Annotated in this window: 19 protein-coding genes and 1 pseudogene; all 20 read right to left on the bottom strand. The window is 70.0% G+C overall.

Annotation, left to right across the window (positions count from 1 at the left end):
* Positions 1-10: 10 nt before the first annotated feature.
* On the bottom strand, positions 11-1,603 hold the full coding sequence (atpA, locus tag ACFY2L_RS13935) for a F0F1 ATP synthase subunit alpha (protein WP_390661001.1): 1,593 nt from the start codon (positions 1,601-1,603) through the stop codon (positions 11-13).
* Positions 1,604-1,734: 131 nt separating this feature from the next.
* A complete protein-coding gene (locus ACFY2L_RS13940; protein WP_390822442.1) occupies positions 1,735-2,550 on the bottom strand; it encodes a F0F1 ATP synthase subunit delta in 816 nt (271 codons plus the stop codon).
* Positions 2,547-3,092: a F0F1 ATP synthase subunit B gene (locus ACFY2L_RS13945; RefSeq protein ID WP_390661003.1), complete on the bottom strand. Its 546-nt coding sequence runs from the start codon at positions 3,090-3,092 to the stop codon at positions 2,547-2,549. The genes ACFY2L_RS13940 and ACFY2L_RS13945 overlap by 4 nt, the downstream gene beginning before the upstream one ends.
* Before the next feature lie 41 nt (positions 3,093-3,133).
* A complete protein-coding gene (locus ACFY2L_RS13950) occupies positions 3,134-3,382 on the bottom strand; it encodes an ATP synthase subunit C (RefSeq protein WP_030008695.1) in 249 nt (82 codons plus the stop codon).
* Between the two features lie 72 nt (positions 3,383-3,454).
* On the bottom strand, positions 3,455-4,276 hold the full coding sequence (gene atpB, locus ACFY2L_RS13955; RefSeq protein WP_390661004.1) for a F0F1 ATP synthase subunit A: 822 nt from the start codon (positions 4,274-4,276) through the stop codon (positions 3,455-3,457).
* Positions 4,277-4,501: 225 nt separating this feature from the next.
* On the bottom strand, positions 4,502-4,957 hold the full coding sequence (locus tag ACFY2L_RS13960; RefSeq protein ID WP_390661005.1) for a hypothetical protein: 456 nt from the start codon (positions 4,955-4,957) through the stop codon (positions 4,502-4,504).
* Positions 4,958-5,269: 312 nt separating this feature from the next.
* A complete protein-coding gene (locus tag ACFY2L_RS13965; RefSeq protein ID WP_390661006.1) occupies positions 5,270-6,574 on the bottom strand; it encodes an MraY family glycosyltransferase in 1,305 nt (434 codons plus the stop codon).
* A gap of 263 nt (positions 6,575-6,837) precedes the next feature.
* Positions 6,838-8,079 (bottom strand): serine hydroxymethyltransferase, encoded by a 1,242-nt coding sequence (glyA, locus tag ACFY2L_RS13970; protein ID WP_390661007.1) that lies wholly within the window; start codon positions 8,077-8,079, stop codon positions 6,838-6,840.
* A 93-nt stretch (positions 8,080-8,172) separates the two neighbouring features.
* Positions 8,173-8,361: pseudogene (locus tag ACFY2L_RS13975) on the bottom strand (protein-tyrosine-phosphatase); the annotation flags it as partial.
* Positions 8,362-8,502: 141 nt separating this feature from the next.
* Positions 8,503-9,183: a protein-tyrosine-phosphatase gene (locus tag ACFY2L_RS13980; RefSeq protein ID WP_390661008.1), complete on the bottom strand. Its 681-nt coding sequence runs from the start codon at positions 9,181-9,183 to the stop codon at positions 8,503-8,505.
* Positions 9,180-9,827: an L-threonylcarbamoyladenylate synthase gene (locus ACFY2L_RS13985; RefSeq protein ID WP_264935002.1), complete on the bottom strand. Its 648-nt coding sequence runs from the start codon at positions 9,825-9,827 to the stop codon at positions 9,180-9,182. Before ACFY2L_RS13985 ends, ACFY2L_RS13980 begins: the two co-directional genes overlap by 4 nt.
* 55 nt (positions 9,828-9,882) lie before the next feature.
* On the bottom strand, positions 9,883-10,728 hold the full coding sequence (prmC, locus tag ACFY2L_RS13990) for a peptide chain release factor N(5)-glutamine methyltransferase (RefSeq protein ID WP_390661009.1): 846 nt from the start codon (positions 10,726-10,728) through the stop codon (positions 9,883-9,885).
* A 41-nt stretch (positions 10,729-10,769) separates the two neighbouring features.
* Positions 10,770-11,846 carry a peptide chain release factor 1 gene (prfA, locus tag ACFY2L_RS13995; protein ID WP_390661010.1) on the bottom strand — a complete coding sequence of 359 codons (1,077 nt, stop codon included), beginning with the start codon at positions 11,844-11,846 and terminating at the stop codon, positions 10,770-10,772.
* A 109-nt stretch (positions 11,847-11,955) separates the two neighbouring features.
* Positions 11,956-12,177, bottom strand: a complete 222-nt coding sequence (gene rpmE, locus ACFY2L_RS14000; RefSeq protein ID WP_003992975.1) for a 50S ribosomal protein L31 — start codon at positions 12,175-12,177, stop codon at positions 11,956-11,958.
* Between the two features lie 171 nt (positions 12,178-12,348).
* The gene (locus tag ACFY2L_RS14005) at positions 12,349-13,488 is read right to left on the bottom strand and encodes an LCP family protein (protein ID WP_390822443.1); all 1,140 of its coding nucleotides are present in this window, start codon (positions 13,486-13,488) and stop codon (positions 12,349-12,351) included.
* Positions 13,489-13,656: 168 nt separating this feature from the next.
* Positions 13,657-15,516 (bottom strand): trypsin-like serine protease, encoded by a 1,860-nt coding sequence (locus tag ACFY2L_RS14010; protein WP_390822444.1) that lies wholly within the window; start codon positions 15,514-15,516, stop codon positions 13,657-13,659.
* A 70-nt stretch (positions 15,517-15,586) separates the two neighbouring features.
* Complete coding sequence (gene rho, locus ACFY2L_RS14015; RefSeq protein WP_390661013.1) at positions 15,587-17,563, bottom strand: transcription termination factor Rho; 1,977 nt, start codon at positions 17,561-17,563, stop codon at positions 15,587-15,589.
* Positions 17,564-17,968: 405 nt separating this feature from the next.
* Complete coding sequence (gene thrB / locus ACFY2L_RS14020) at positions 17,969-18,913, bottom strand: homoserine kinase (protein ID WP_390661014.1); 945 nt, start codon at positions 18,911-18,913, stop codon at positions 17,969-17,971.
* A 493-nt stretch (positions 18,914-19,406) separates the two neighbouring features.
* Entirely contained in the window at positions 19,407-20,465 is a 1,059-nt protein-coding gene (thrC, locus tag ACFY2L_RS14025) for a threonine synthase (RefSeq protein ID WP_390661015.1), read from the bottom strand.
* A 6-nt stretch (positions 20,466-20,471) separates the two neighbouring features.
* The gene (locus ACFY2L_RS14030; RefSeq protein WP_390661016.1) at positions 20,472-21,764 is read right to left on the bottom strand and encodes a homoserine dehydrogenase; all 1,293 of its coding nucleotides are present in this window, start codon (positions 21,762-21,764) and stop codon (positions 20,472-20,474) included.
* Between the last annotated feature and the right edge of the window lie 138 nt (positions 21,765-21,902).

Genomic DNA, 21,902 nt, shown 5'->3' on the forward strand with positions numbered 1-21,902 from the left:
TTCCTTTACGTCACTTCGAGACGCTGACGGGCGCTTCTTCGCCGAGCAGCCTGCCGTCCGAGGTCTCGAACTGCTTCTTGAAGTCGGCGATCGCGTCGGCCACGGCCGTCAGCGTGTCGTCGGACAGCTTGCCGCCCTCACGGATGGAGGTCATGAGGCCCTGCTCCTGGCGGTGCAGGTACTCCAGCAGCTCCTTCTCGAAGCGGCGGATGTCGGCGACCGGGACGTCGTCCATCTTGCCGGTGGTGCCGGCCCACACCGAGACGACCTGGTCCTCGGTCGACATCGGCTGGTACTGGGCCTGCTTCAGCAGCTCGACCATGCGCTGGCCGCGCTCCAGCTGCGCCTTCGACGCGGAGTCCAGGTCGGAACCGAAGGCGGCGAACGCCTCCAGCTCACGGAACTGGGCCAGGTCGACACGCAGACGGCCGGAGACCTGCTTCATCGCCTTGTGCTGCGCGGAACCACCGACTCGGGAGACGGAGATACCGACGTTCAGCGCGGGGCGCTGACCGGCGTTGAACAGGTCCGACTCCAGGAAGCACTGGCCGTCGGTGATGGAGATGACGTTGGTCGGGATGAACGCCGAGACGTCGTTGGCCTTGGTCTCGACGATCGGCAGACCCGTCATCGAGCCCTTGCCCATCTCGTCCGAGAGCTTCGCGCAGCGCTCCAGCAGACGGGAGTGCAGGTAGAAGACGTCACCCGGGTAGGCCTCGCGGCCCGGCGGGCGGCGCAGCAGCAGCGACACGGCGCGGTAGGCGTCGGCCTGCTTCGACAGGTCGTCGAAGATGATCAGGACGTGCTTGCCCTCGTACATCCACTGCTGGCCGATGGCCGAGCCGGTGTACGGCGCGAGGTACTTGAAGCCGGCCGGGTCGGACGCCGGGGCGGCGACGATGGTCGTGTACTCCAGCGCGCCGTTCTCCTCCAGCGCGCGGCGGACCGACGCGATGGTGGAGCCCTTCTGGCCGATGGCGACGTAGATGCAGCGGACCTGCTTCTCCGGGTCGCCCGAGCGCCAGTTGTCACGCTGGTTGATGATCGTGTCGACGGCCAGGGCGGTCTTGCCGGTCTGGCGGTCACCGATGATCAGCTGACGCTGACCACGGCCGATCGGGGTCATCGCGTCGACGGCCTTGTAGCCGGTCTCCATCGGCTCGTGCACCGACTTGCGCTGCATGACCGTGGGGGCCTGCAGCTCGAGGGCGCGGCGGCCGGACGTCTCGATCTCGCCGAGGCCGTCGATCGGGTTGCCGAGCGGGTCGACGACGCGGCCGAGGTATCCCTCGCCGACGGCCACGGAGAGCACCTCGCCGGTACGGGTGACCGGCTGACCCTCCTCGATGCCGCTGAACTCACCGAGGACGATGGCACCGATCTCGCGCTCCTCGAGGTTGAGGGCGAGGCCGAGGGTGCCGTCCTCGAACTTCAGCAGTTCGTTGGCCATGGCCGAGGGCAGACCCTCGACCTTCGCGATGCCGTCGCCGGCAAGGGTGACCGTACCGACCTCCTCGCGCGAGGCCGCGTCCGGCTTGTACGACTGGACGAAGTTCTCCAGCGCGTCCCGGATCTCCTCCGGCCGGATCGTGAGCTCCGCCATCTGGGTTCCCTGCTCTCCTTGTTGGGCCCGAAGTTTCACTTGGGGGGATGGGGACTCCCCCCTGAACGAGGTGAATCCTCTGCACGGCCCAACCAGGGCCGCTTGCGTACGTACTGCGTATTGAGTTGCTGCTAGCTCGCCATGCGACGGGCGGCGTCCTCGATGCGGTCCGCGAGGGAGCCGTTGATGACCTCGTCGCCGACCTGCACCCGGATCCCGCCGAGGACCTCGGGGTCCACGTCGAGGTTGAGGTGCATCTGGCGGCCGTAGAGCTTCGCGAGGGCGGCGCCGAGACGTCGCTTCTGCGTGTCGCTCAGGGGCACGGCCGAGGTGACGACGGCCACGACACGGTCGCGGCGCTCGGCGGCGAGCTTGGACAGGGACTCGAGTCCCGCTTCCAGGCTACGTCCCCGCGGAGTGGTCACAAGGCGCGTCACCAGACGAACGGTGGCCGCGTCGGCACGGCCGCCGAGCAGGCTGCGCAGCAGCTCGCCCTTGGCCGAGGCGGTGGCCTTCCGGTCGGTCAGCGCGGCACGCAGCTCGGTGCTCGAGGAGACGATCCGCCCGAAGCGGAACAGCTCGTCCTCGACGTCGTCGAGCGCGCCCGCCTTCTGCGCGGCGGTGAGGTCGGCGGTGTCCGCCAGCTGCTCCAGCGCGTCCACCAGGTCGCGCGACTGCGACCAGCGGGAACGCACCAGGCCGGACACCAGGTCGGCGGTCGTGCCGCTGACCTGGGAGCCGAGCAGACGCTGGGCCAGCCCGGCCTTGGCCTCGCCGTCCTGCGCCGGGTCGGTGAGGACCCGACGCAGCGACACCTCGCGGTCGAGCAGCGCGGTGACGGCCGCCAGCTCGCCGGCGAGCCGAGCGGCGTCCACGGACGTGGAGTCCGTCAGCGCGTCGAGACGCTCACGTGCGGCTGCCAGGGCCTCGCGGCTCGCTCCGTTCATCGCGACGCCTCGGCCTTCTCCTCGAGCTCGTCGAGGAAGCGGTCGATGACGCGGCTCTGGCGGGCGTGGTCCTCGAGGGACTCGCCGACGAGCTTGCCGGCCAGTTCGGTGGCGAGCTTGCCGACGTCCTGGCGCAGCGCGGACGCGGCGGCCTTGCGGTCGGCCTCGATCTGGGCGTGACCGGCGGCGACGATCTCCTCACGCTGCCGCTGGCCTTCCGCGCGCATCTCGGCGATGAGCGTGGCGCCCTGCTCCTGAGCCTCCTGGCGCAGGCGCGCGGCCTCGTGGCGGGCCTCGGCGAGCTGAGCCTTGTACTGCTCGAGCACGCTCTGGGCCTCGGTCTGAGCGGCCTCGGCCTTCTCGATACCGCCCTCGATCGCCTCGCGGCGCTCTTCCAGAACCTTGTTGATGTTCGGGAGGAGCTTCTTGGCGAGGAAGCCGAAGACGATGACGAAGGCGATCAGGCCGATCACGAGCTCCGGAATCGGCGGGATGAGCGGGTTTTCCGCTTCCTCAGCCGCCAGCTGAACCAGGGGGCTCATATCAGTGCCTTTCGTCGAAAGGTGCGGTCCGACGGATCAGGTCAGGAGGTCGGGTAGACGAACGGCATGACCAGACCGATCAGGGCCAGCGCCTCACAGAAGGCGAAGCCGAGGATCTGGTTGGCGCGGATCAGGCCGGCCGCCTCGGGCTGGCGGGCGAGCGCCTGGGTGCCGTTACCGAAGATGATGCCGACGCCGACGCCCGGGCCGATCGCGGCGAGGCCGTAACCGATCGAGCCGAGGTTGCCCTTGATCTCGACGCCGGCGGCAAGGGTCTGGAGAGCGGACATGCCGGTTCTTCCTTCTCTTTCAATGACCGGTGGGGGTTGGCCACCGGATGTCTGGATGGGAGTCGGGCTGGCTCAGTGGTGCTCGGCGAGCGCGCCCTGGATGTAGCTGCAGGTCAGCAGGACGAAGACGTACGCCTGGACCGCCTGGATGAAGAGCTCGAAGGCCGTCATCACGATGACCATCACGAACGAGACACCGGAGTAGGCGATGCCGATGCCGTTGAGCATGTACCAGCTGGCGATCGTGAAGAGCAGCAGGAGGGTGTGACCGGCGAACATGTTCGCGAAGAGTCGGACGGCATGGGTGAAGGGCCGCACGAGGAGGTTCGAGAACAGCTCGATCGTCATCGACAGCGGGAGGACCGCGCCGAGGGACTTGTCGTAGCCGGTGAAGTTCTTGAAGGCGCCGACGAAGCCGTGGCGCTTGAAGGTCAGGGCGACCCACAGGACGTAGACGATGCCGGCGAGGACCGCGGGGTAGGAGATGATCGCGGTGACCGGGAACTGGGCGACCGGGATGATCGACCAGAGGTTCATCATCCAGACGAAGAAGAAGAGCGAGACGACGAGCGGGACGTACTTCTCGCCTTCCTTCTTGCCGATGGTCTCGTAGACCACGCCGCGGCGGACGAAGTCGTAGCCGGCCTCGGCGACCATCTGGAGCTTGCCGGGGACGACCTTCGGGCGGGCGAAGGCGGCCCAGAAGAAGCCGACGATGATGATCGAGCCGAGCAGCGCCAGCAGCATCGTCTTGTTGAAGTACGAGTTGCCGTCCGCGTCGCCGAAGAGCGGTTCGAACAGGAACGAGTGCAGGCCCGGAGCCGGGAAGCCACAACCGTCGAACAGGTGGCAGTCGGTCTCGAAAGCGAGCACCTGCGTCGGGTCAGCACTCACCGCGGGCTCCTTCGTCGTGGCGCATAGGTACGGCAACCTCGTTGTGTCGGCGCGGCGCACGGCCGCGTTTCGGCACGGGACTGGTGTTTCGGATGTGGGGGCGGCTTGGGGGCATCTCGCCTCGCGATTGAGCAGGCGTCAGCTCGGATGCCCGCGCCCGCGATGCCGCAGTTGGCACCGGACGATAGCAGGATCTCTCAGGCGTCTTTATCCCGGCCCTATCCCTCACGACGAAAGCCCCGATTTTTCGGGCTTCTCGCCCTTCGACGAAGTCGCGGAAGAGCCCGAATCGGGTTCGACGTAAAGGATCTTGGCCTTCATGTGCGCTCGCGTCTGGGCGGCGATCCACGCGATCGTGGCGACGACGAGCGTGACGGCGAAGGCCCGGGGGTTGAACAGCGTCGTGTTCTTGAACGCGGCCATGAAGATGAACAGCAGCAGGATCTGCGCCGCGTAGAGCATCAGGCCCATGGCCTGGAACAGCTGCGGAAGCGATTTGGCGGTGCGCTGCAGGACGTAGAGGCCGATCCCCATGAACGCGATCACGATCACCGTGCCGACAACGGCCCCGATGGCTCCCTTGCCGCCCGCGACCACGCCGCTGACAACGGCGGCGATCGCGCCGACGGCAGCTGTGGGCACGGCGGCCTGGGCCAGGATCCGGACGTCGTTGGACGGCATGGCGGCAACTCCGCTTTCAAAGGGGGCAGGGGTGTCGTCATGGACGAGCGTAGTCCCGGTTCGAGGGGCGAATGACCTCACGCCGACCTCGGGCCAAGAGACCGTCGCACTACGGTCCTTCGGCTCTCTCCGGGGTTCTCGTGAACCGTATCACAAACTATTTGATGAGGTCTTTACCTGGATGGTGTGCTTGCTGTCACACATGAGAGTGACTGTGCGCGTCTGTGCAGAAACAGCGCCGACTTGTCTGGTATTGGGGAGCTTTGCCCCTGCGGGCTTCTCCCACGACTTGGCAATGCTCTAGTCAGATTCTTACCTTGCCGACCGCGAACGAGGGCCCACGGCGGTCGCCCCGTTGACCCCGGAGACACCGACCGCCACAGGCGTACGCGCCTCCGGTTCGGATCCGTCGGCGGCGACGGGCGAGGCCTCCGCCGCGACGTCGGAAGGCCGGCGCCCGCGACGGTAGCGCGGCGGCACGAACGCCTCGGCCCAGCGCGGGGTGCGCGGCGTGTAGCGCGGCAGCAGAAGCAGCACCAGGCCCAGCGCGCTGAGGAACACGACACCGAGGACGATCCACATCGACGCCGCGTTGACGGAGTAGGCGAGCGCCCCGAACGCGATCAGCGCCGACCAGAAGTACATGATCAGCACCGCGCGGCTGTGCGAGTGGCCGATCTCCAGGAGCCGGTGGTGCAGATGCCCGCGGTCCGCGGCGAACGGCGACTGACCGCGCCAGGTGCGGCGCACGATCGCCAGGATCAGGTCCGCGGCCGGGATCGCGATGATCGTGAGCGGCATCAGCAGCGGGATGTAGACCGGCACCATCTGGTGCACGGTGGACCGCTCGGAGCCGCCGAAGAGGCTTTCGGGGTCGACGTTGCCCGTGACGGAGATCGCGCCGGCGGCCAGCACCAGCCCGATCAGCATCGAGCCCGAGTCGCCCATGAAGATCCGCGCGGGGTGCATGTTGTGCGGCAGGAAGCCCAGGCACATGCCCATCAGGATGGCCGCGAACAGCGTCGCCGGGGCGGCGGCCTCGATGCCGTACGAGTACCAGATGCGGTACGTGTACATGAAGAACGCGGCCGAGGCGATGCACACCATGCCGGCGGCGAGACCGTCGAGGCCGTCCACGAAGTTGACCGCGTTGATGGTGATCACGACCAGCGCCACCGTCAGCAGGGTGCCCTGCCACTGGGTCAGCGCGACCGTGCCGACGGTCGGGATGGGCAGCCACAGGATCGTCAGGCCCTGCATGACCATCACGCCCGCGGCGATCATCTGGCCGCCCAGTTTGATCAGCGCGTCGATCTCGAACTTGTCGTCCAGGACGCCGATCAGCCAGATCAGCGCGGCGCCGGAGAGCAGGGCGCGCGGCTCGTTCGACTTCTCGAAGACCTCGTTGAGGTTGGTCAGGTGGTCGGCGACCAGCAGACCCGCGCACAGCCCGAAGAACATGGCGATCCCGCCGAGCCGCGGAGTGGGTTCCCGGTGCACGTCACGGGCCCTGATCTCCGGCATCGCTCCGGCCACGATCGCGAACTTCCGTACCGGCCCTGTCAGCAGATACGTCACCGCGGCCGTGATGCAGAGCGTCAGCAGGTATTCACGCACGGGCTTCCCCACAGGTCTCGCTGGCCATCTCAGCCCCACACCCTAGCGATCGACTCACACGCGGCGCATATGTGTGAGGACTTCCGGGTAGCGACGATGGTTGCACGTGTGGCTGTGAGCGTGGGTGCACGGGGGCGCGTACGCCTGCGCGCCTACCCCCTGCGGCCCGGGATACGCCCGTCGGTCCGGGCCGCCGGGCCTTTCCACTACCGGTCGGTAACACCGTTACGGTGGTGCGGAGTTGCCCGGGGGTGTGTGTTCCGTCACCCCGGGTACGGCGGGAAGGCCAGGGCCAGTTCCCGCACCTCCTCGCGGGCCCGCTTGGCGTCCACCTGCCGGCGCAGCACGCCCGCCATCAAGGACCCGATGCCCGCCATCTCCTCCTCGCGCATCCCCTGTGTGGTCACCGCGGCCGTGCCGAGCCGCAGCCCGCGCAGATCGGCGTGCGGCAGCGCACAGCAGTCCAGGACGATCCCGGCGGCCGCGAGCAGCCCGCGCGCGGAGCGGCCGTCCACACCGAGGGGCGCGGGATCGGCGGTGATCAGGTGCGTGTCGGTGCCGCCCGTCGTCACGGCCAGCCCCTCCTTCTCCAGCCGGGCCGCGAGCACCCGGGCGTTGGCGATCACCTGGTGCGCGTACGCCGCGAACGCCGGCGTCGCCGCCTCGCCGAACGCGACCGCCTTCGCCGCGATGGTGTGCATCTGGGCACCGGCCTGGGTGAACGGGAAGACGGCCCGGTCGACCCGCTCCGCCAGCTCGCCGCCGCACAGGATCATCCCGCCGCGCGGGCCCCGCAGCACCTTGTGGGTGGTGGCGCAGACGATGTCGGCGTACGGCACCGGACTGGGCGCCGCTCCCCCGGCGACGAGCCCGATGGGATGGGCGGCGTCGGCGATCAGGAAGGCACCGACCTCGTCGGCCACGGCCCGGAAGAACGCGTAGTCGATGTGGCGCGGGTAGGCGATGGAACCGCACACGATCGCCTTGGGCCGATGGCTGCGGGCCAGCGTCCGCACCTGCTCGTGATCGATGAGCCCGGTCTCCGCGTCCACCCCGTACGGCACGAAGTCGAACCAGCGCCCGGAGAAGTTGGCCGGCGAGCCGTGGGTGAGATGACCGCCGTAGGGCAGCCCCAGCGCGAGGACGGTGTCCCCCGGGCGCAGCAGGGCGGCGTACGCGGCCAGCACGGCGGACGAACCGGAGTGGGGCTGCACATTGGCGTGCTCGGCCCCGAACAGCCGCTTCGCCCGGTCCACGGCGAGGCGCTCGGCCACGTCGACGATCTCGCAGCCCCCGTGGTGCCGGTGCCCCGGATACCCTTCCGCGTACTTGTTGACGAGCGGCGAGCCGAGCGCGGCCAGCACGGCCGGCGAGCAGAAGTTCTCGGCGGCGATCAGCTGCAGCGTCGATGCCTGCCGCTCCCCCTCCCCGAACACGATCTCCGCCATCTCGGGATCCTGACGGCGCAGGACATCGGCCGCGACGGGGGCATGGGTGACCGACATGACGAACTCCGGGGCGTCGACGGTGACGTACGTCCAATGTAGGCCCGGCCCGCAAGACCCGCCCGCCGATTCTCCGCCCCCGCCCCGGACGCCTCAGGCCCGGGCCGCCACACCCGTCAGGGCCGTCACCACCGGGTCCAGGGCCTGGTGTATCTCGTCGCCGATCGACCGGAAGAACGGCAACGGCGCCCCGTACGGGTCGTACACCTCGTCCGCCTCCGCCGTCGGAGCCAGCAACCACCCCCGCAACGCCGCCGCCGCACGCACCAGCGCACGAGCCCGCAACACCAGACCCTCCTCCAGCGGAGGCAGCGTGGCGGGGCCCATTCCCCGACGCGCCCCTCGCACCGCTCGGCCCTGACGGGCCTGACGGGCAGCGGGCCGCTGCGGCGGACTCCGCCCGCCGGCTCACCCCGAACCGCCTCAGGCCCGGGCCGCCACACCCGTCAGGGCCGTCACCACCGGGTCCAGGGCCTGGTGTATCTCGTCGCCGATCGACCGGAAGAACGGCAACGGCGCCCCGTACGGGTCGTACACCTCGTCCGCCTCCGCCGTCGGAGCCAGCAACCACCCCCGCAACGCCGCCGCCGCACGCACCAGCGCACGAGCCCGCAACACCAGACCCTCCTCCAGCGGAGGCAGCGTGGCGGGGTCTATCGCGTTCACCAGGCGGGTGAACTCCTTGAGGGTGAAGGTGCGCAGGCCCGCCGAGTGGCCCATGGAGATGACCTGGGCGCGGTGATCGCGGGTGGCCGTCAGGACCAGGTCCGCCATGATGACGTGCTCGTCGAGGAGCTCACGGCCGACGAAGCCGGTCGCGTCCGCGCCGAAGTCGGCCAGCACGGTCTCCGCGTTGGCCTCCATCGGCGCGCCCTCGTGGCCCCAGGTGCCCGCGCTCTCCACGATCAGCCCACCGCCCAGCACCCCGAGCCGCTGCGACACGAAATGCCGGGTCAGCCGCTCGGTGATCGGCGAGCGGCAGACGTTGCCGGTGCTGACGTGGAGGATGCGGAAGGTGTCGCGCGGCAGTCCGACGAAGGTCGTCGTGATCTCCGCGGCGCTTTCCCCGTTGCCTATGCCACGCCCCGCGTCAGGGGCCGTCAATTCGCCACCTCGAGGTCGGGTACGACCTTCCGCAGTTCGTCCGCGGAGATCGCCCCCTCGCGCAGCAGCAGCGGCACCTCGCGGCTGACGTCGACGATGGAGGACGGGACGTTGCCGGGGGTCGGGCCGCCGTCGAGGTAGACGGAGACGGAGTCGCCGAGCATCTCCTGGGCGTAGTCGCAGTTCTCCGGCGCCGGGTGGCCGGTGAGGTTCGCGGAGGACACCGCCATGGGGCCGACCTCGGTCAGCAGCTCGATGGCGACCGGGTGCAGCGGCATGCGCACCGCGACCGTGCCGCGGGTGTCGCCCAGGTCCCACTGCAGGGACGGCTGGTGCTTGGCGACGAGCGTGAGCGCGCCCGGCCAGAACGCGTCGACCAGCTCCCAGGCCAGCTCGGAGAAGTCCGTGACCAGGCCGTGCAGGGTGTTCGGGGAGCCGATGAGGACGGGGGTGGGCATGTTGCGGCCCCGGCCCTTGGCCTCGAGCAGATCGCCGACGGCCTCCTTGGAGAACGCGTCCGCGCCGATGCCGTACACCGTGTCGGTCGGAAGGACCACGAGCTCGCCACGGCGGACGGCGGACGCGGCCTCGCGCAGACCGGTCACACGGTCGGTCGCGTCGTTGGTGTCGTATCGCCGAGCCATGTCTAGCGGGCCTCCTCGTGCACGTACTGCTGCGGGTGGTGGGTCGGGGTGGTGTTCACGGCATCGCCCTGCGGGCGGTCGCGAAGCGGGGGCGGTTGTTGAGGTCGGGGTGGTCGGCCGCGTCGGCCCAGCCCCGCTCCTCGGTGAAGATCCACGGCACCTGGCCGCCCTGGGTGTCGGCGTGCTCGATGACGACGACACCGCCCGGACGCAGGAGCCGGTGTGCGGTCCGTTCCAGGCCGCGGATGAGATCGAGGCCGTCCTCGCCGGAGAACAGGGCCATGTCGGGGTCGTAGTCCCGCGCCTCGGGAGCGACGTACTCCCATTCCGTCAGCGGGATGTACGGCGGGTTGGAGATGACCAGGTCGACGTGCCCGTCGAGGTCGCGGAAGGCGTCCAGGGCGTTGCCCTGACGCAGGTCGACCCTGGACCCCTCCATGTTCTTGCGGGTCCACACCAGGGCGTCCTCGGACAGCTCCACGGCGTGCACGCGGGAGCGCGGGACCTCCTGGGCGAGGGCGAGCGCGATGGCGCCGGAGCCCGTGCACAGATCGACGATGCGGGGCTCGACGACGTCCATGGCGCGTACGGCGTCTATGGCCCACCCGACGACCGACTCGGTCTCGGGACGCGGGACGAAGACGCCCGGGCCGACCTGGAGCTCCAGGTAGCGGAAGTAGGCCAGCCCGGTGATGTGCTGCAGCGGCTCGCGCTGCTCACGCCGGGCGATGACCTCCCAGTAGCGGGCGTCGAAGTCGGAGTCCCGCACGGAGTGGAGTTCGCCGCGCTTCACGCCGTGCACGAACGCGGCGAGCTCCTCCGCGTCGTTGCGCGGCGAGGGCACGCCGGCGTCGGCCAGCCGCTGGGTGGCCTGGGCCACCTCCGAGAGCAGCAGGTTCACGCAAGTCCTCCGTGTCGTACTGGGTCGTGCGTACGTGCCTCTTAGGCGGCCGCGAGCTTCGCCGCGGAGTCCGCGTCGACGCAGGCCTGGATCACCGCGTCGAGGTCGCCGTCCAGGACCTGGTCCAGGTTGTACGCCTTGAAGCCGACGCGGTGGTCCGAGATGCGGTTCTCCGGGAAGTTGTACGTGCGGATCTTCTCGGAGCGGTCGACGGTGCGGACCTGGCTGCGGCGGGCGTCGGCGGCCTCGCGCTCCGCCTCCTCCTGAGCCGCCGCGAGCAGCCTGGAGCGCAGGATACGCATCGCCTGCTCCTTGTTCTGCAGCTGGCTCTTCTCGTTCTGGCAGGAGGCGACGACCCCGGTCGGCAGGTGCGTGATGCGCACGGCGGAGTCGGTGGTGTTCACGGACTGCCCGCCGGGCCCGGAGGAGCGGTAGACGTCGATCCGCAGGTCGTTCGGGTTGATCTCGACGTCGACCTCCTCCGCCTCGGGGGTGACGAGGACGCCGGCGGCGGAGGTGTGGATCCGCCCCTGCGACTCGGTCGCCGGGACGCGCTGCACACGGTGCACGCCGCCCTCGTACTTCAGCCGCGCCCAGACGCCCTGCCCGGGCTCGGTGGCACCCTGGCCGCCCTTGGTCTTGACCGCGACCTGGACGTCCTTGTAGCCGCCCAGTTCGGACTCGGTGGCGTCGATGATCTCGGTCTTCCAGCCGACGCGCTCGGCGTACCGGAGATACATGCGCAGGAGGTCGCCCGCGAAGAGGGCCGACTCGTCGCCGCCGGCGCCCGCCTTGATCTCCAGGATGACGTCCTTGTCGTCACTCGGGTCGCGCGGGACCAGCAGCAGCCGCAGCTTCTCCGTGAGCTCCTCGCGCTGCTTCTCCAGGACCTTGACCTCGGCGGCGAAGTCCGGGTCGTCGGCGGCGAACTCGCGCGCGGTCTCGATGTCGTCGCCGGTCTGCTTCCAGGAGCGGTACGTGGCGACGATCGGGGTGAGCTCGGCGTAGCGCTTGTTCAGCTTGCGCGCGTTGGCCTGGTCGGCGAACACCGACGGGTCGGCGAGCTTCTTCTCGAGGTCGGCGTGCTCTCCGACCAACTCCTCGACGGCCTCGAACATGGTGGGCTCCTGAAATGCGTTGCGTGGATGAAGGCGAACGACCAAAAACGCCGGTCCCGGGCGCACCCCGGGGCGGGGGCGCGACCGTGGACCGGCGAAAGAGGGCTCGCTACTTCTTGGAGCCGGCGGCCTTGCCGAAGCGGGCCTCGAAGCGGGCCACACGGCCACCGGTGTCGAGGATCTTCTGCTTGCCCGTGTAGAACGGGTGGCACTCGGAGCAGACGTCGGCGCGGATGGTGCCGCTCTCGATCGTGCTGCGGGTGGTGAACGACGCGCCACAGGTGCAGCTGACCTGCGTCTCGACGTACTCGGGGTGGATGTCGCGCTTCAAGGTGTCTCCTAGTTTCGGGAGGGCGCCGGGTCGCCGTCCGCGGGATACGGAAGCGTGAACCGGAGCCGACGTACCAGTCTGCCAGGACTGGCGCCATCCCCCAAAACCGGGGGTTGCCGCGTTCTATTCCCCGCGGGCCGGTGGTGGCTCGTCGTGCGGCTCCCCGCACCCTCAGGACGACGTCACGACGCCCTTGGCCTCCCCGGTCGCCGTGCCCGTCGTGGCCGACGCCGGGATCGGGCGGTCGTTCCTCAGGGCCGTCCAGACCTGCTCGGCCTTGGACTTCAGGACGACGACGCGGTTGGGGTTCGCGGGGTCGTACCGGACCGGCATGGTGACCATGTGCATCTTGGACGCGCCGATGCCCTTGAGACCGTTCGCGAAGGACATCAGGGAGTTGACCGTGCCGAGGTCGGAGTCGGTGGTGACGGCCTTGGTCGCGGTGTCGGCGAGGTTGTAGAGCTTCTTCGGGCTGGTGAAGATCCCGACGTGCTCGACCTGGGTGACCAGGGCCTTGATGAAGGCCTGCTGGAGCTGGATGCGGCCGAGGTCGGAGCCGTCGCCGACGCCGTGCCGGGTGCGGACCAGACCGAGGGCCTGCTCGCCGTTGAGCGTGTGGGTGCCGGCCTCGAGCTTCAGGTGGCTGTCGGGGTCGTCGATGGCCTTCGTGGTGGTGACCTCGACGCCGCCCAGCTCGTCGATCAGCTTCTCGAAGCCGGCGAAGTCGACCTCGAGGTAGTGGTCCATGCGGATGCCGCTGATCGACTCGACCGTCTTCACGGCACAGGCCGCGCCGCCCGTCGTGTACGCCGAGTTGAACATCACGCCGTTCGCCGCGTCGTGCTCGACGCCCTGGGTGTCGGTGCAGGCCGGCCGGTCGATGAGGGTGTCGCGCGGGAGGGAGACCACGCTGGCCCGCTTGTGGCCCTCGTACACGTGGATGATCATCGCCGTGTCGGAGCGGGCGCTGCCGTCGTCGGTGCCGCCGCCGAGCTTCTTGTTGGAGCCGGAGCGGCTGTCCGAGCCGAGGACGAGGATGTTCTCGGAGCCGTTGTCGATCTTCGTGGGCCGGTCGGTGCCCAGCGCCTGGTCGATGTCGACGCTCTTGATGTTGCCGTTGAGCTTGAAGTACAGGTAGCCCGCCCCGGTGCCGCCCAGGACGACGACACCCGCGGCCGTCCATGCCGTCACCAGCAGGCCCTTGCGCCGGCTCCGCTGCTTGCGGTGGCGGCGCCGCGGACCCCTGTCGTCGCCACCCGTCGTGCCGGCCTCACCCGGTATGCCGGGCTCCGGCGTGCTCTCGGCGGACATGTGCTCCTCTGTTCTCGTGCGACCTCACCATCGTCACTCCGCCCGGTCAGACGGGGAAACTCGGAACAGGGTTGCACGACGCTCTGTGTCCGATCAGTGGCAGACCGGACACGGAGCGTGTGGAGCCGAGCGGGGCGCGCCCCCGCTCACCTGCGTGTTCGGCCCAACTCAGCCGAACAGGTCGTACTGCTTGAAAGTGGTACCGAGCGACACCCTTGTGGCAAAGATCTCGCTGGTGGCCTTTCCGGTGCCCTTGTAGAGGTAGAGCGTGCCGGCCGGCGTCCGCGCCAGGAGGTCGGCCTTGCCGTCGCCGTCGACGTCTCCGACGGCGTCGAAGGCGTTGTACGTGGTGGTGCTCCACGTCCGCACCTTGACCCGGGTCGCGAAGGCGCCCGTGCCGGCCTTGCCGGTGCCCTTGTAGAGGTAGACCGCGCCGGTGCTCTTGTCCCGGGCGAGCAGGTCGGCCCTGCCGTCGTTGCTGAAGTCGCCGTGGCCGCGCACGACGTTGTACTGGTTCCAGCCGGAGGAGACCTTCACCGGCGTGCCGAGCTTGCCGTCGCCCTGGCCCGGGTGGATCCACAGCACGCCCGCGGAGTCCACGGTCAGCACGTCCGGCAGGTTGTCGCCGGTGACGTCACCGGGGGCGACGATGGCCAGGCGGCTGTTCCAGTTGTCGCCGATCAGGTTGCTGACGTACGTGCCGCTGGAGGGCACCCAGTGCCGCCAGTAGACGTCCCCGTCGGAGGCGCGGCGGCGGATGAGGTCCTGGTAGCCGTCCCGGTCCAGGTCGCTCTGCAGCACCAGGTTCCAGGCGCTGAAGGAGCCCAGGCTCTTGCGGGTGGCCAGCGAGGTGCCCTTGGAGTCCAGCTCGTAGCCGGTCTTCGTGGAGGAGTCGCGGACCAGCAGGTCGGCCTTGTGGTCGCCGCTGAGGTTGGCGTCGTCGACGCGCGGACAGGCGGCGGGGACGTACGTGGTCAGCTTCGTGAAGACGCTGTAGGCGCCGGCCTCGACGCAGTCCTTCACGCCCCACGACACGACACCCACGACCTTGTCGCCGACGACCAGCGGGCCTCCGGAGTCGCCGTTGCAGGCGGAGGTGGTGCCGGTGTCGGAGCCGGTGGCGGGCTCGCCCGCGCACACCATGTGGCCCGCGACGAACCAGCTGTCGTAGTAGCCCGAGCAGGTGGCGTTGGACTGGATCGGCAGGTCGGCCGTCTTCAGGGTGTCGGAGATGTCGTCGCTGGTGGAGCTGGTGCGCCCCCAGCCGTAGACCTTCGCGACGGTGCCGGCCGCGTACGAGGTGGTGTCACCGGCCGTCGTCATCGGGATCGGCGTCACGTCGACGGGGTCCGGAAGCGTCAGGACGGCGAGGTCGCCGTCGATGGCCGCCTCGTCGTACGACGGGTAGACCCACTGCCGCCAGACACCGGACAGGGTGCCCCCGTGCGGGTCGAGGTTGCCGCCGGCGTCCAGGGACAGCAGCTGGGAGGTGCCGGTGATGACGGTGCCGTGCGCCTTCCAGTCGTAGCCGTAGGCGCAGTGGGCGGCGGTGAGGATCTTCGTGGGGGCGATGACCGCGCCGCCGCAGAAGAAGCCGATGTCGTCGCCGGTGGTGGCGGTGCCCCGGTCGTCGCCGTACCAGAGCTGGGCCATCCAGGGCGCGCTGGAGATGGTCGTCGTCTGGCCGCCGATGATCTTCGGGTCGACCGTCGTGGAGCCGGAGCCGGTGCTCGCGCTCAGGGACGTCTTCGAGGACGTCTCCCCCGCGGTGTCGTCGCCGGCGAGGGCGGTCGCGAGGCGTTCGGTGAGCTCGGCGTTCGACGGCGCGCTCTGGGCCGGCGTCGGCGCCGCCGTGGCCGCCCCCGCGGACGTCGTCACGAGCGCGCCGGCGACCGCGGCGGCCAGGGCGGCCGCGGCGACGGGCAGGGCGATCCGTATCCGGCGTCTGTGCCGGCCGCTCACGGACAAGGGCGTGCGCAAAGAGGTCCCCCATGGAGAGATGAGTGAAGGGGTGCGTGCCGCACCCATCCCTCTCTGCGCCAAAGGGCCGCCCCCCGTCACAGGAGTGACGGGGGGCGGCCCTTGAGGACGCTGTTGCTCAGTCGCCGTTGCCCGGCGACGGCGTCGTCTTCTGGATCTGCATCAGGAACTCGGCGTTCGACTTGGTCTGCTTCATCTTGTCGAGGAGCAGCTCGATCGCCTGCTGCTGGTCGAGCGCGTGCAGCACCCGGCGCAGCTTCCACACGATGCCGAGCTCCTCGGCGCCGAGCAGGATCTCCTCCTTGCGGGTGCCGGACGCGTCGACGTCCACCGCCGGGAAGATGCGCTTGTCGGCGAGCTTCCGGTCGAGCTTGAGCTCCATGTTGCCGGTGCCCTTGAACTCCTCGAAGATCACCTCGTCCATGCGGGACCCGGTGTCCACCAGGGCGGTGGCGAGGATGGTCAGCGAGCCGCCGTCCTCGATGTTGCGGGCCGCACCGAAGAAGCGCTTCGGCGGGTACAGGGCCGTCGAGTCGACACCACCGGAGAGGATGCGGCCGGAGGCCGGGGCGGCGAGGTTGTACGCACGGCCCAGACGCGTGATCGAGTCGAGCAGCACGACGACGTCGTGGCCCAGCTCCACCAGTCGCTTGGCGCGCTCGATGGCGAGCTCGGCGACGGTGGTGTGGTCCTCGGCCGGGCGGTCGAAGGTCGAGGAGATGACCTCGCCCTTGACCGACCGCTGCATGTCGGTGACCTCTTCCGGACGCTCGTCGACGAGGACGACCATCAGGTGGCACTCGGGGTTGTTGTGGGTGATCGCGTTGGCGATCGCCTGCATGATCATGGTCTTGCCGGTCTTCGGCGGGGCCACGATCAGACCGCGCTGGCCCTTGCCGATGGGCGACACGAGGTCGATGATCCGCGTGGTGAGGACGCCCGGGTCGGTCTCCAGACGGAGGCGGTCCTGCGGGTACAGCGGGGTCAGCTTGTTGAACTCCGGGCGGCCACGGCCGTGTTCGGGCGCCATGCCGTTGACGGAGTCCAGGCGGACCAGCGCGTTGAACTTCTCGCGCCGCTCGCCTTCCTTGGGCTGACGGACCGCGCCGGTGATGTGGTCACCCTTGCGCAGGCCGTTCTTGCGGACCTGGGCGAGGGAGACGTACACGTCGTTCGGGCCCGGCAGGTAGCCGGAGGTCCGGATGAAGGCGTAGTTGTCGAGGATGTCCAGGATGCCCGCGACGGGGATCAGGACGTCGTCCTCGGCGAGCTGCGGCTCGGCGGCGCCGATCTCGTCACGCCCACGGCGGCCACGGCGGTCGCGGTAGCGGCCGCGGCGGCCACGGCGGCCGCCCTCGAAGTCGTCGTCGTCCTGCGGACCGGCGTTACGGTCCTGGCGGCTCTGCTGCTGGGTCTGCTGGCCACGCTGCTGCTGGCCGCCCTGCTGCTCGTCGCCCTTGCCGCGGCGACCGTCACGGTCCCGGTCCCGGCCGCGCTCACGGCGGTCGCGGCGGCGGCCCTCGGCCTCACCGGCGTCGGCGGACCTGGTCTCGGCCTGCGGCTGCGCGGGCGTCTCGGCCTTGGACTCGCTCTTGGCCTCGGCGACGACCGTCTCGGGGCTGCCCGCCTCGGCGGTGGCGCGGCGACGGCGGCGCTCGACGGGGGCGTCGGCGCCGGCCGGCTGGCCGGGGATCTCGATCTGCTGCTGGGCCACGGCCTTCTCGGCGGCAGCCTCGGCCTTCGGGGCGGCATCCGCCTTCTTCTCGGCGACGTCGTCGCCGGTGCGGGCCTTGGAGGTGGCGCGGCGCTTGGGCTTGGTCTCGGCGGCGGAGGCCTCGGCCTTCGCCGGGGCGGCGCCGCCTCCGGCCTGCGCCTCCTTGATGACCTCGATCAGCTGGCTCTTGCGCATCCGCGCGGTGCCCCTGATGCCGAGGCCGGATGCGACCTGCTGCAGCTCGGCCAGCACCATGCCCTCGAGGCCGGTACCGCGGCGCCGCCGGGAGCCGGCACCGGTGGCAGGCGCGGAGGCGTCCGTGGCGGGCGCGGCAGCGGTCTCCTCGACACGTGCGCCCATCAGATCGGTGGTGTCGCTCACGAAGGGTCCTTCCCTGGAGCGGACGTCGGCCTGTCTGGCTCGGCGACCGGTTGTGCTGTCCGACTTCGGTCCTTGCTGTGGCGAAGCCGGGGCGGTGGTCCGCCGCAAAGGCGGAAGAGAGATTTGCTGGTGATGGCGCTTCCCCGACGTTCCGTGACACCCAGTGTCACGTTGCGTGGTAGCACCGATTCCGGAGCGTGCCCTGCGGACCGCTCAGCGTCGGTGTACGGCGTACTGCCCAGATACGACGTACGGAACGCAGTGCGGCTTGGGGAGCTCCCGGAAGAATGTCTGTCCCGGACGGGGACACGAAGCACCTCGCCATGGTGGGGTCGGGTGCAGACTTGAGGTTAACACTACCGGATCCAACAAACATTCCCCCTCTCGAAATCCGGCAACCGTGCACTAAATGTCGCCGGAGTGCGTGTCACCAGCCGGTGCCAGCGGCAGGACGCTCGCACCCTGCAGATCCAGCGCCAGCCGGTTCGCGGCCCAGTCCGCGCCCGCCAGGGCCTCGACCTTGTCGGCCGTACCGGCGTCGGCCAGCGCCATCACGGTGGGGCCGGCGCCGGAGATCACCGCGGGGATCCCGTCGGCGCGCAGCCGCTCCACCAGGGCGGCGCTCTCCGGCATGGCGGGGGCGCGGTACTCCTGGTGCAGACGGTCCTCGGTGGCGGGCAGCAGCAGCTCGGGGCGTCTGGTGAGGGCCTCGACGAGCAGGGCGGCACGGCCCGCGTTGGCGGCGGCGTCGACGTGCGGCACGGAGCGCGGGAGCAGACCGCGCGCCGTTTCGGTCAGAACCGGCTTTCCGGGGACGAAAACCACCGGAACGATGGAATCGGCGGGTTCCATCCGGATCGCGCGTGCGGCGCCCGCCTCCATCCAGGACAGGGTGAATCCGCCGAGCAGACAGGCGGCGACGTTGTCCGGGTGCCCCTCGATCTCGGTCGCGAGCTCGAGCAGCGCGGTGTCGTCGAGCTTGGACTCGCCGCCTATGGTCACCGCGCGCGCGGCGACGATGCCGGCGCAGATCGCGGCGGAGGAGGAGCCGAGGCCGCGGCCGTGCGGGATGCGGTTGGCGCAGACGATCTCCAGGCCGCGCGGCTGGCCGCCCAGGACGTCGAAGGCGGTGCGCAGGGAACGGACGAGGAGGTGCTTCTCGTCACGCGGCAGGGTCTCACTGCCCTCGCCGGCGATGTCGATGTGCAGCCCGGAGTCGGCCACCCGGACGACCACGTCGTCGTAGAGCCCCAGCGAGAGGCCGAAGGCGTCGAAGCCCGGGCCGAGGTTGGCGCTGGTGGCGGGAACGCGCACCCGGACGGGGGCGGCGCGGAAGGCGGGACCGGCCATCTCTCGATGACTCTCCTTGAGCTGCGTGACTGTCGAACGACATGCGACTCGGCGTTCGACACTGATATTCGATACGTGGCTGAGAACCCCGGGGCCGCGAGGGTGACGCGGCGCTGCGGCATATGCGGCGGGCGGGTTCGGTACAGCCTAGCGAAGGATGCTTCCGCGGCGACATAGGGCGCACAGGAGGCGCACGATGCGTGTCGTAAGCCCCTTGTGCACCCGTTCCCAGGTTAGAGCCTGGTACGGCATGGCGGCGTCGCCCGCGGGGCGGCCGCACGGAGCCGTGGGGCCCTTCCCGCGCGAGCCCGGCCGAGCCGGGCGCGGGGAGCGTGCCCTCGGCGTGCCGCCCGGAAGCCCGCGTACGGGACGCACTCGGGCTCGCGGGCGGCGCGCCGACGGCGGTACCTCCCCTGCGGGGCAGGGGAAGAACGTGCCGGACATCACGCGGCAGACCTCGCTTCCGCCGCAGGACCGACCCTGCCGCGGAGCGTCAGGCGAGGCCGAGGCGGGCGGCGGCCGCCGCCGCGTCGACCGGGACGACGAGGGGGCGCGGGGCACCCTCGGTGGCCCAGCCCGGGTCCTTCAGACCGTTGCCGGTGACCGTGCAGACGATCCGCTGCCCCGGGTCGACCTTGCCCTGCTCGGCGGCCTTCAGCAGACCGGCCACCGACGCGGCGGACGCGGGCTCCACGAACACGCCCTCCTGTGCGGCCAACAGCCGGTAGGCGCGCAGGATCTCACGGTCCGTCACCTCGTCGATGAGACCGCCGGACTCGTCCCGCGCGGCCAGCGCGAACTGCCAGGACGCCGGGTTGCCGATGCGGATCGCGGTGGCGAGGGTCGACGGGTCCTTGACGATCTCGCCGCGCACGATGGGTGCGGAGCCGGACGCCTGGAAACCCCACATGCGGGGCGTCCGGGCGGCGATCCCGTCCCCGGCGTACTCCTTGTAGCCCTTCCAGTACGCGGTGATGTTGCCCGCGTTGCCGACCGGCAGGACATGGATGTCCGGGGCGTCGCCCAGCATGTCCACGATCTCGAACGCGGCCGTCTTCTGACCCTCGATACGTACCGGATTGACCGAATTGACCAGGGCGACGGGGTAGTTGTCGCTGAGCGCCCGGGCGAGGGTGAGGCAGTCGTCGAAGTTGCCGTCGACCTGGAGGATCTGCGCGCCGTGGACGAGGGCCTGCCCCATCTTGCCGAGCGCGATCTTGCCCTGCGGCACCAGCACGGCGGACACCATGCCGGCCCGGACCGCGTAGGCGGCCGCGGAGGCGGAGGTGTTTCCGGTGGAGGCGCAGATGACCGCCTTCGCCCCCTCCTCCTTGGCCTTGCTGATCGCCATGGTCATACCGCGGTCCTTGAAGGACCCCGTCGGGTTGGCGCCCTCCACCTTGAGGTGGACCTCGCAGCCCGTGCGCTCGGAGAGCACCTGCGCGGGCACGAGGGGCGTGCCGCCCTCACGGAGCGTCACGACCGGCGTGGTGTCGGATACCGGCAGCCGGTCCCGGTACTCCTCGATGATTCCGCGCCACTGGTGGGTCATTGCTGGTTACTCTCCTTCAACCCGCATGATGCTGGCGACACCCCGCACGGTGTCGAGCTGACGCAACGCCTCGACGGTCCCGGTGAGGGAGGCGTCGGACGCGCGGTGGGTGACGACGACGAGGGAGGCCTCGCCGTCCTTGCCCTGCTGGCGCACCGTGTCGATCGATACGCCGTGCTCCGCGAAGACGGTGGCCACCTGGGCGAGAACGCCCGGCTTGTCGGCCACGTCCAGGCTGATGTGGTAACGCGTGACGACGTCACCCATCGGAGACACGCGCAGGGCGGCATACGCCGACTCGCCGGGCCCCGTTGCCCCGCTGAGCCGGTTGCGGCAGACGGCGACGAGGTCGCCGAGCACGGCGGAGGCGGTGGGAGCACCGCCGGCGCCAGGACCGTAGAACATCAGCTGACCGGCCGCGTCCGACTCGACGAACACGGCGTTGTAGGCACCGCGCACCGAGGCCAGCGGGTGGCTCAGCGGAATCATGGCGGGGTGCACCCGCGCGGTCACGGACCCGCCGTCGGCCGCCCGCTCACAGATGGCGAGCAGCTTGATGGTGCAGCCCATCTCCTTGGCGGAGGCGAAGTCGGCCGCGGTGACCTCGGTCATGCCCTCGCGGTAGACGTCGTCGAGGCGCACGCGCGTGTGGAAGGCGATCCCGGCGAGGATGGCGGCCTTGGCGGCGGCGTCGAAGCCCTCCACGTCGGCCGTGGGATCGGCCTCGGCGTACCCGAGGGCGGTCGCCTCATCGAGGGCCTCCTGATAGCCGGCCCCCGTCGAGTCCATCTTGTCGAGGATGAAGTTGGTCGTCCCGTTGACGATGCCCATCACCCGGTTGATCTTGTCGCCGGCGAGGGACTCGCGCAGCGGCCGGATCAGCGGGATGGCACCGGCGACGGCGGCCTCGTAGTAGAGGTCCTTGTCGTGCTCGTCGGCGGCGGCGTGCAGGGCGGCGCCGTCCTGGGCGAGGAGGGCCTTGTTGGCGGAGACGACCGAGGCGCCGTGCTCGAAGGCGGTGGTGATGAGGGTGCGGGCGGGCTCGATCCCGCCGATGACCTCGACCACGACGTCGATGTCGCCGCGCTTGACGAGGGCGGTCGCGTCGGTGGTGACGAGGGCCGGGTCGATGCCGTCGCGCACCTTCGAGGGCCGCCGCACGGCCACGCCCGCGAGCTCCACCGGGGCACCGATCCGCGCCGCGAGGTCGTCGGCGTGCGTCGTCATGATGCGCGCCACCTCTGAGCCGACCACTCCACAGCCCAGCAGCGCCACCTTCAGCGGACGCGTACGCATCATCCGACCTCGTTTCCTCATACCGTCTACGGTTGGACCAGTCTCCTTCACCGGACCGCAGTTTCTATCCCCGGTCCGGATCGTGAGACATTGATTTCATTTTCACAGGGGCGGCAGACAGAAGATTCTCCCGCCCCCCTT

This window comes from Streptomyces sp. NPDC001381 (assembly GCF_042895685.1).
Lineage (GTDB): Bacteria > Actinomycetota > Actinomycetes > Streptomycetales > Streptomycetaceae > Streptomyces.

Excerpts from the sequence above, each read along its gene's own strand:
- atpA (WP_390661001.1), bottom strand. The coding sequence starts at position 1,603 with ATGGCGGAGCTCACGATCCGGCCGGAGGAGATCCGGGACGCGCTGGAG.
- ACFY2L_RS13940 (WP_390822442.1), bottom strand. The coding sequence starts at position 2,550 with ATGAACGGAGCGAGCCGCGAGGCCCTGGCAGCCGCACGTGAGCGTCTC.
- ACFY2L_RS13945 (WP_390661003.1), bottom strand. The coding sequence starts at position 3,092 with ATGAGCCCCCTGGTTCAGCTGGCGGCTGAGGAAGCGGAAAACCCGCTC.
- ACFY2L_RS13950 (WP_030008695.1), bottom strand. The coding sequence starts at position 3,382 with ATGTCCGCTCTCCAGACCCTTGCCGCCGGCGTCGAGATCAAGGGCAAC.
- ACFY2L_RS13960 (WP_390661005.1), bottom strand. The coding sequence starts at position 4,957 with ATGCCGTCCAACGACGTCCGGATCCTGGCCCAGGCCGCCGTGCCCACA.
- glyA (WP_390661007.1), bottom strand. The coding sequence starts at position 8,079 with ATGTCGGTCACCCATGCCCCCGTCGCGGCCGATGTCCTGCGCCGTCAG.
- ACFY2L_RS13985 (WP_264935002.1), bottom strand. The coding sequence starts at position 9,827 with ATGGCTCGGCGATACGACACCAACGACGCGACCGACCGTGTGACCGGT.
- prfA (WP_390661010.1), bottom strand. The coding sequence starts at position 11,846 with ATGTTCGAGGCCGTCGAGGAGTTGGTCGGAGAGCACGCCGACCTCGAG.
- ACFY2L_RS14005 (WP_390822443.1), bottom strand. The coding sequence starts at position 13,488 with ATGTCCGCCGAGAGCACGCCGGAGCCCGGCATACCGGGTGAGGCCGGC.
- ACFY2L_RS14010 (WP_390822444.1), bottom strand. The coding sequence starts at position 15,516 with ATGGGTGCGGCACGCACCCCTTCACTCATCTCTCCATGGGGGACCTCT.
- thrB (WP_390661014.1), bottom strand. The coding sequence starts at position 18,913 with ATGGCCGGTCCCGCCTTCCGCGCCGCCCCCGTCCGGGTGCGCGTTCCC.
- thrC (WP_390661015.1), bottom strand. The coding sequence starts at position 20,465 with ATGACCCACCAGTGGCGCGGAATCATCGAGGAGTACCGGGACCGGCTG.
- ACFY2L_RS14030 (WP_390661016.1), bottom strand. The coding sequence starts at position 21,764 with ATGATGCGTACGCGTCCGCTGAAGGTGGCGCTGCTGGGCTGTGGAGTG.